Genomic DNA, 6,068 nt, shown 5'->3' on the forward strand with positions numbered 1-6,068 from the left:
AAAAACATCAGGCCTCCTTATCGGGTTTCTGGCTCAACATGCGTGAGACCCAATACGACCAGCCAAGACACAGGCTGCCCGCCACCATAAACCCGGTAGCCGGTAACAGCAGCCCTGCGCCGTAAGACAGCAGAGCGCCACCGGCCAGACCGACCAGCGGGGCAACAATCATTAATAATTTCATGGAAAAATCTCAGAGTGAACGAACACCGTGGGAGATCAAGTGATCGGAGAGGCTGGGAGCTTCGTGCAAAATCGCCCGTCCCATCGCCATAATCAGCGCCACTGCGCCATCAATTTTGCTGTCTTTATGCTCTTTAATCGGGCGCACAATGTCATCATTGCCGCCCATCGTTTTCCCGACGACATTGCCGATACACCACGACATGATCGGGTTACCGTCATGATGGAAACGCCCGGATTGGATCGCCGCCTCCAGCTCTTTCATCGGATCGCTCAGGTGCGTGAAATTCTGGCTAATGATGATGGGATTAATGCCCTCATCCGCCAGTGCATGCGATAAACCAGTGGCGCCAAAAGGGTCAATTGGAGTTTCATTAACCGGATTCAGGTGACAAGCCAGTTTAGCTTCTTCGAGAATATAGCGGTAATCAACCTCTGCCCCTTCCGTCACGGTCAGCAGATCCATTTCCACCCATTTCTGAAAACGCTCGGCACTGCGACGATTTTCGTTCTGCTCCACACTGTAAACCGTGTCATACGGCACCCAGAAACGTGGGGCGATACTGTAGAAATGCCGCTTGCCATCAATCTCACGGACAAAGAGCCTCGCCATGCTGTTCATGTCCAGCTTGCGGGCAAGGTCAAAGGCCAGAAAACAGGGTTGCCCCTCAAACTGCGCTAATGTCAGTGAGGTATCTTCGCATTGCTTCCAGCTCACCATATTGAAGTAAGCCTCCCGCGCCGAGACCCAGATATTCAGGTGCTTGGTTTTAAACACACTGGCGAGCCGCGGATTATTGATAGCGCGTTGTTGCTGACTGAGCAGAAAATCCGCATACACCGACACACCCATATTGGGGTTGGCTTTGCGTAACACTGCCGGTGAGGTCCAGTCATCGCCTTCGTCCACGGTATAGACTACGCCGAACAACTCTTCGTTAGGTACATTGCCGGACAGCATATCAATCACTTCGCGCCGCTTGTCATAACACGGTCCTTCAATGTTGTAACCTGCCGTGGTGATCGCCCACATCAGCGGCTGACGTCGTGCGCCCATTCCTGTCAGCATCGTGGTATACAAATCGTCGCTATCATGCTCATGGTATTCATCCACAATCGCACAACTGGGTGACTGACCGTCTCCGGGATTGCCGATCAGCGGCTCAAACCGGGCACCATCTGCCGGGCGATTCATATTGGCAGCATTCACTTCAATGCCGAACGCCTCGGTCAACAGCGGCGTGCGCTTGCACATCAATCGCGCAGGTCGAAACACTTCCCACGCCTGCTTCTCCGTGGTCGCGCCGGAATAGACTTCCGCACCGAATTCGTCATCGCAGGTAAAACAATAGAGAGCCACCCCGGCAGAAATCGCAGACTTGCCATTTTTACGGGGAATTTCGGTATACACTTCCCGAAAGCGGCGTAACCGACTGCCTTTATGCACCCAGCCAAAGGCCGAGCAGACAATAAATAACTGCCACGGCTCCAGTGTGATCGGCATCCGTTTAAAGGCCCATTCACCTTTGGTGTGCGGCAATAGTTGAATAAATTTCGCCGCCTGCTCCGCTAGATCCTTATCAAACCGGTATTTGAACAGCTTGCTCTTTTCCTGAGCCAGATTATCCAGATGTCGCTGACAGGCTTCCCTGACATAACGACCAGCTTCAATTTTATTGCGCACCACATCACGAGCGTACTGATTCGCCGCATTGACATTCAGGTAGGATTTGCGGCTCATGATGCAATCATCCTCATAAACGGATTGTCCGTTTTGGCCTGCCCCGCCGCCCCAATCAGGCGCTGACGACTGCTCGGATCGAGTCCCAACATCGAACCGGTGATATCCATTTCAGACTGTTGCTCTTTTTTGGCAGTCAGCTCCGGGTTTTTAATCGGGCCGCCGGTTGCACCGGTCACGGTATTGCCCTGCCGGGCGATATTTATCACCGCGTTGCGCCAGAACTGATACGCTACACACCAGCGTTCGAGCACCGCAAGGTCAGTCACGCACAGTAATCCTTGGGCGCATAACTCCTTGCTGGTCAGCTCCCACATCACCTCTGCCAGCGACATTTCACATTCAGCAAACCAGTCCGGCGGTGAAACACTCGTCAACGGAGTAAAAGTCGGTTCATCCCGATTCAGCTTGCGCTTGCCCGGATTACCGGCCAGTGCTTTGCGTGCCGTCGGTTTGGGGCGACGACCGGATTTGCCCGCCGTTCCCGCCATACGCAGCACCTCCCAGGCTCAAAAACAGTGAAAGAGGGATAAAAAGACACCCGATTTAAATTTCATTTTTCGCGGGTATAAAAAAAGACCCAAGGGGGCGGTCCTTGAGGGCGATAGGGGCAGCGATTTGACCCGCCCCTCCCCTATAACGATGACATATGCAATGGTGACAATTGGAAATTAATATCTTCGCAATCGCTCCACCGCGGTCTTTTGCCGATGGCAGGCATCACACAACAATTGCAGGTTACTCAACCTATCGGTGCCGCTGTGGGCTTTGGATTGGACATAGTCAACGGTTGTCCCGGTGACCGCCCGCCCCTGCCGTAAGCAGTGCTGACACAGAAAATTATCTCGTTGTTTGACTCGTGTCTTTAGCTTATCCCATTGGTTACCGTAGCCACGTTGGTGTCGGCTCTTGCCTTGTTGATGATATTGCCAACCCATGTGCAGGTGGTCAGGGCAGTAGCCGCTGCGATCGGTGGTAGTCTTAGGGCAACCTGACTTACGACAGGCGCGAGGGATGCGAGGTGGCATGTTCTGACCTCCATAAAGCAAAAAACCACCCGGAGATGGTTATTATTTCGTGAGTTTAATTAATTCTGAACTTATTCTATTTTTCAAAGAATCAGAAAGTTGTAAGCATTTTTTAAATGAATCTGATGATTTCTGATTATCATCTTTCGGAATCAGGTCTAACATTTCTGCTACATCATTTTCAAGTTCAGGAAAATATATTTTGGTTATAAGTTCAAGTTCTATGTAATCAAACTCTTGATTAGTAGGTATCTTACCTTGAAAATCATGACCTAATTTTCTGCTTCCCCATGCAGTAAAAGTACAAATTAAACCAAAAAGCTTTTCACCTTTTTCAATTAAAAGCTTCTTATTTTCTTTTTCTTTTTCATCTTTGCGTTGCGTATTAAAACGACTTTCATTCCAACAGTTTGAAAGCCAAGCAATGAGAAAAGTAAAAAGACTAGCTACAAGTGCGCTGACTACTGGTACCCATACGTTCATATAATTACTCCAATGTTGAATCAACATACATAGTGTATTTAATCAACGCCTAGCATTCATTCCATTGAGTGCCGTATGCTCAATTTCAGCATATTCAACTGGTTCAAAATTTATATAGCCTCTATTTTTGTTGATACGGCCAGTGTCAAAACAGATACAAAACTCTGCGCAAACTACTCAGCGGATGTTGCTGATAATGTTCCATCCTCTCATTGACATTGCTCCCTGATATATTCCTGCAATCCCAAGATCATTTGCTCTGAGGTTGCAATGCGTTCTCTGAGTAACCAATAATTTCTGACAGCGGCGTCTGTAGGTCGGGCGGTGGTTGCATCATCCATGCCGGAGGTGGCAGAGGCTTTAGACACAGGACACGCTGCTTTGATGTACACCCGCTCAGGATGAGCAAGAGAAGCAGCGTGCAGCTTGTCAATCTCAGTCTTGGCATTGGCGAGTTCCTGAGTGTGTTTGGTATCCAATTCATGCAGCATTTCAATGTGCGTGTTCTGGTAGCCGATAGTGTCAGTCAGTTGCTGAATTTCGGTTATTTGGTCGCTATTGATGCCAAGCTGTTTCTTATAGCCAGAGCGGTATAAGAAAGCGGCGGCTGAAGCAATAATCAATGCAATAACAACACCGGAGGTGAAATTGAGTTTCATGATAAAAACATCTGGCGTCAGATGCTCTGCGATTATCCAGCCCACGCATAACCTTGCCTGCCGCTTTATTCCATCGGGAAAACTCTGCCGCTGCGCCGGTGTAATCCCCTTGATTGAGTTTCTTCAATAAAGTGGAACCCAAAAAATTACCGCTGCCACAATTGAAGATAAACGAACACAAGGCATCGAACTGGCTTTGATTCAGCGGAACTTTAACCCATTGTCTTAATATGGTGTAAATAGGTTGGAGATCATCATGCAGGAATATTTCAGCTTGCTGTTCTGTAATCACATCTCCCTTTTTAATCCCTTTTGTATGACCGTAACCAATGGTCCACGGCCTGCCACCGGTTGCGGGATCAGGATAAGCTTTTAGTTTCAGACCTTCGTACTGTTTGATGCACTCAAGACCTTTATCGCTGATTTCCATCAGAAGAGGCTCCTGCTCTTTTCTTTGCCGCCTTACGCAACAATTGACCAATAAAATCTGTTCCCAAGTAACCAATCACCACACTGCCGATATAGGCCAGATCAGGATTCAGGCCAAACAGATTTAATACATCACGAATGAACCAGGCGAACATGGCACACATAAAGGCGTCGATTGAGACCTTTAACCAGCCGCTGCCGTTATAGCGACCGCGAAGGAAGGCCATTGTCCCGGCGAGTGCCCCTCCGATGCCTTGCTCTTTTACCGATAGAAGCCAGTCACCGAGGTGCACCCAGATATCAGGATTTTCTTTCATCTTCATATTCCCCTCGATTAGAACAATAGCCGTCCGCAGGGTGAAATAGGTTCACCCCGGTTAACAAACAAACATTGATTTGTGTGTATATGTGTGTATTATGAACTTCAGGTTAGGAGGAAACATGAAATCGACTGACCTGATAAAGGAGCTAACAGCAGCAGGGTGTGAATTGCGACGGCATAAAGGAACAAGCCATCAAATGTGGTGGTCTCCGATAACAGGGAAAACGTTTCCTGTACCGCACCCGAAAAAAGATTTACCACTGGGTACTGTTAAATCCATTAAAAAATCGGCGGGGATCTGATCCCCGCCCTCTTGGAGGTTACTATGTTTTTCTCAGTCGGTGTTGAAACACCCAAAGATGAAAATACGGCATACGGGATGGTTGTCCCGGCTTTTTTCGATCATGACTGTGGTTGTTTTTCTGCCGCTGATACTCAATCAGAAATTCCTGCGATGGTGCGCGAAGCCATTTTACTCACCCTTGAGGAAATGATTGTCAGCCGCGATTTCACTGTGGATCAACTTCACGATGCAGGACACCTGGTTTATGCTGCCAATCCTGAATATGCGGATTTTGATAGCTGGTTTGTGATTGATATCGATTTATCTGAGTTTGAGGGAAAACAGCAACGTATTAATGTCGCTTTACCTGATATTCTCATCAAACGCATCGATACCAAAGTAAAACAAAATCCGATGCGATACCGGGATCGTAGCCATTTTATTGCCGAAGCTGCCCGACATGAGCTGCAACCTGATTAAAACGGTGGGGCGAGTTATCGCCCTGCTCGTTAATCTCTTGCTTCGTCTGCTTAAATCGCGTTTCTTCCAGCTCCACCCCCAATACACGACGGTTCAATTTCAACGCCGCTTTCAGGGTTGCCCCGGAACCCATAAAGAAATCAGCCACCAAATCTCCTTCCCGGCTGCTGGACTGGATAATATGGGCCATCAGGTCAGCCGGCTTTTCACACGGGTGTTTGCCCGGATAATATTGCACAGGGGCAAACTGCCAGACATCGGTATAAGGCACTGCTGCCGTGACTGTAAACGAACGGCGCATTAAACCGTATTCCTGCCGTAATTCGTCATACTGACGCGACAGGGTTAAATGGGATTCTACCAATTCATCATAGGGTTTGCTCAGTTCCCCGCGCTGGTGCTTTTCTTTCGCTACGCGATCAAATAACACCTGCAGTTTCTGATAATCCACTTCACTGGG

General features: G+C 48.5%; 9 protein-coding genes and 1 pseudogene. 2 read left to right on the forward strand and 8 right to left on the reverse strand.

Features of this window, described 5'->3' with window-relative positions:
• Nucleotides 1-193 precede the first annotated feature (193 nt).
• The 7 genes and pseudogenes from AAC147_RS02015 to AAC147_RS02045 all read right to left on the reverse strand — a co-directional run bounded on the left by AAC147_RS02015 (nt 194) and on the right by AAC147_RS02045 (nt 4,846).
• Complete coding sequence (locus AAC147_RS02015; RefSeq protein WP_047685218.1) at nt 194-1,924, reverse strand: terminase large subunit; 1,731 nt, start codon at nt 1,922-1,924, stop codon at nt 194-196.
• Nucleotides 1,921-2,415, reverse strand: a complete 495-nt coding sequence (locus AAC147_RS02020) for a phage terminase small subunit P27 family (protein WP_047685221.1) — start codon at nt 2,413-2,415, stop codon at nt 1,921-1,923. Before AAC147_RS02020 ends, AAC147_RS02015 begins: the two co-directional genes overlap by 4 nt.
• Before the next feature lie 180 nt (nt 2,416-2,595).
• Nucleotides 2,596-2,952: an HNH endonuclease gene (locus AAC147_RS02025; RefSeq protein ID WP_072032556.1), complete on the reverse strand. Its 357-nt coding sequence runs from the start codon at nt 2,950-2,952 to the stop codon at nt 2,596-2,598.
• 42 nt (nt 2,953-2,994) lie between these two features.
• Nucleotides 2,995-3,435, reverse strand: coding sequence for a hypothetical protein (locus AAC147_RS02030; protein WP_047685224.1), 441 nt, complete (start codon nt 3,433-3,435; stop codon nt 2,995-2,997).
• Nucleotides 3,436-3,644: 209 nt separating this feature from the next.
• The gene (locus AAC147_RS02035; RefSeq protein ID WP_052189762.1) at nt 3,645-4,094 is read right to left on the reverse strand and encodes a lysis protein; all 450 of its coding nucleotides are present in this window, start codon (nt 4,092-4,094) and stop codon (nt 3,645-3,647) included.
• 4 nt (nt 4,095-4,098) lie between these two features.
• Nucleotides 4,099-4,524, reverse strand: a pseudogene (locus AAC147_RS02040) (lysozyme); the annotation flags it as partial.
• The gene (locus AAC147_RS02045) at nt 4,508-4,846 is read right to left on the reverse strand and encodes a phage holin, lambda family (RefSeq protein ID WP_047685230.1); all 339 of its coding nucleotides are present in this window, start codon (nt 4,844-4,846) and stop codon (nt 4,508-4,510) included. The pseudogene AAC147_RS02040 and the gene AAC147_RS02045, both read right to left, overlap by 17 nt.
• Nucleotides 4,847-4,964: 118 nt before the next feature.
• On the opposite strand from AAC147_RS02045, the gene AAC147_RS02050 reads away from it, so the two are divergent.
• Nucleotides 4,965-5,147 (forward strand): type II toxin-antitoxin system HicA family toxin, encoded by a 183-nt coding sequence (locus AAC147_RS02050; protein WP_047685233.1) that lies wholly within the window; start codon nt 4,965-4,967, stop codon nt 5,145-5,147.
• A gap of 23 nt (nt 5,148-5,170) precedes the next feature.
• Complete coding sequence (locus tag AAC147_RS02055) at nt 5,171-5,608, forward strand: type II toxin-antitoxin system HicB family antitoxin (protein ID WP_047685236.1); 438 nt, start codon at nt 5,171-5,173, stop codon at nt 5,606-5,608.
• Here the strand turns inward: AAC147_RS02055 and AAC147_RS02060 are convergent.
• A partial coding sequence (locus tag AAC147_RS02060) for a site-specific DNA-methyltransferase (RefSeq protein ID WP_231571563.1) occupies nt 5,568-6,068 on the reverse strand: 501 nt, incomplete at its 5' end. The two genes, AAC147_RS02055 and AAC147_RS02060, sit on opposite strands and share 41 nt — an antisense overlap.

The sequence above is a fragment of the Xenorhabdus sp. NBAII XenSa04 genome (assembly GCF_963866145.1).
Taxonomy (GTDB): domain Bacteria; phylum Pseudomonadota; class Gammaproteobacteria; order Enterobacterales; family Enterobacteriaceae; genus Xenorhabdus; species Xenorhabdus indica.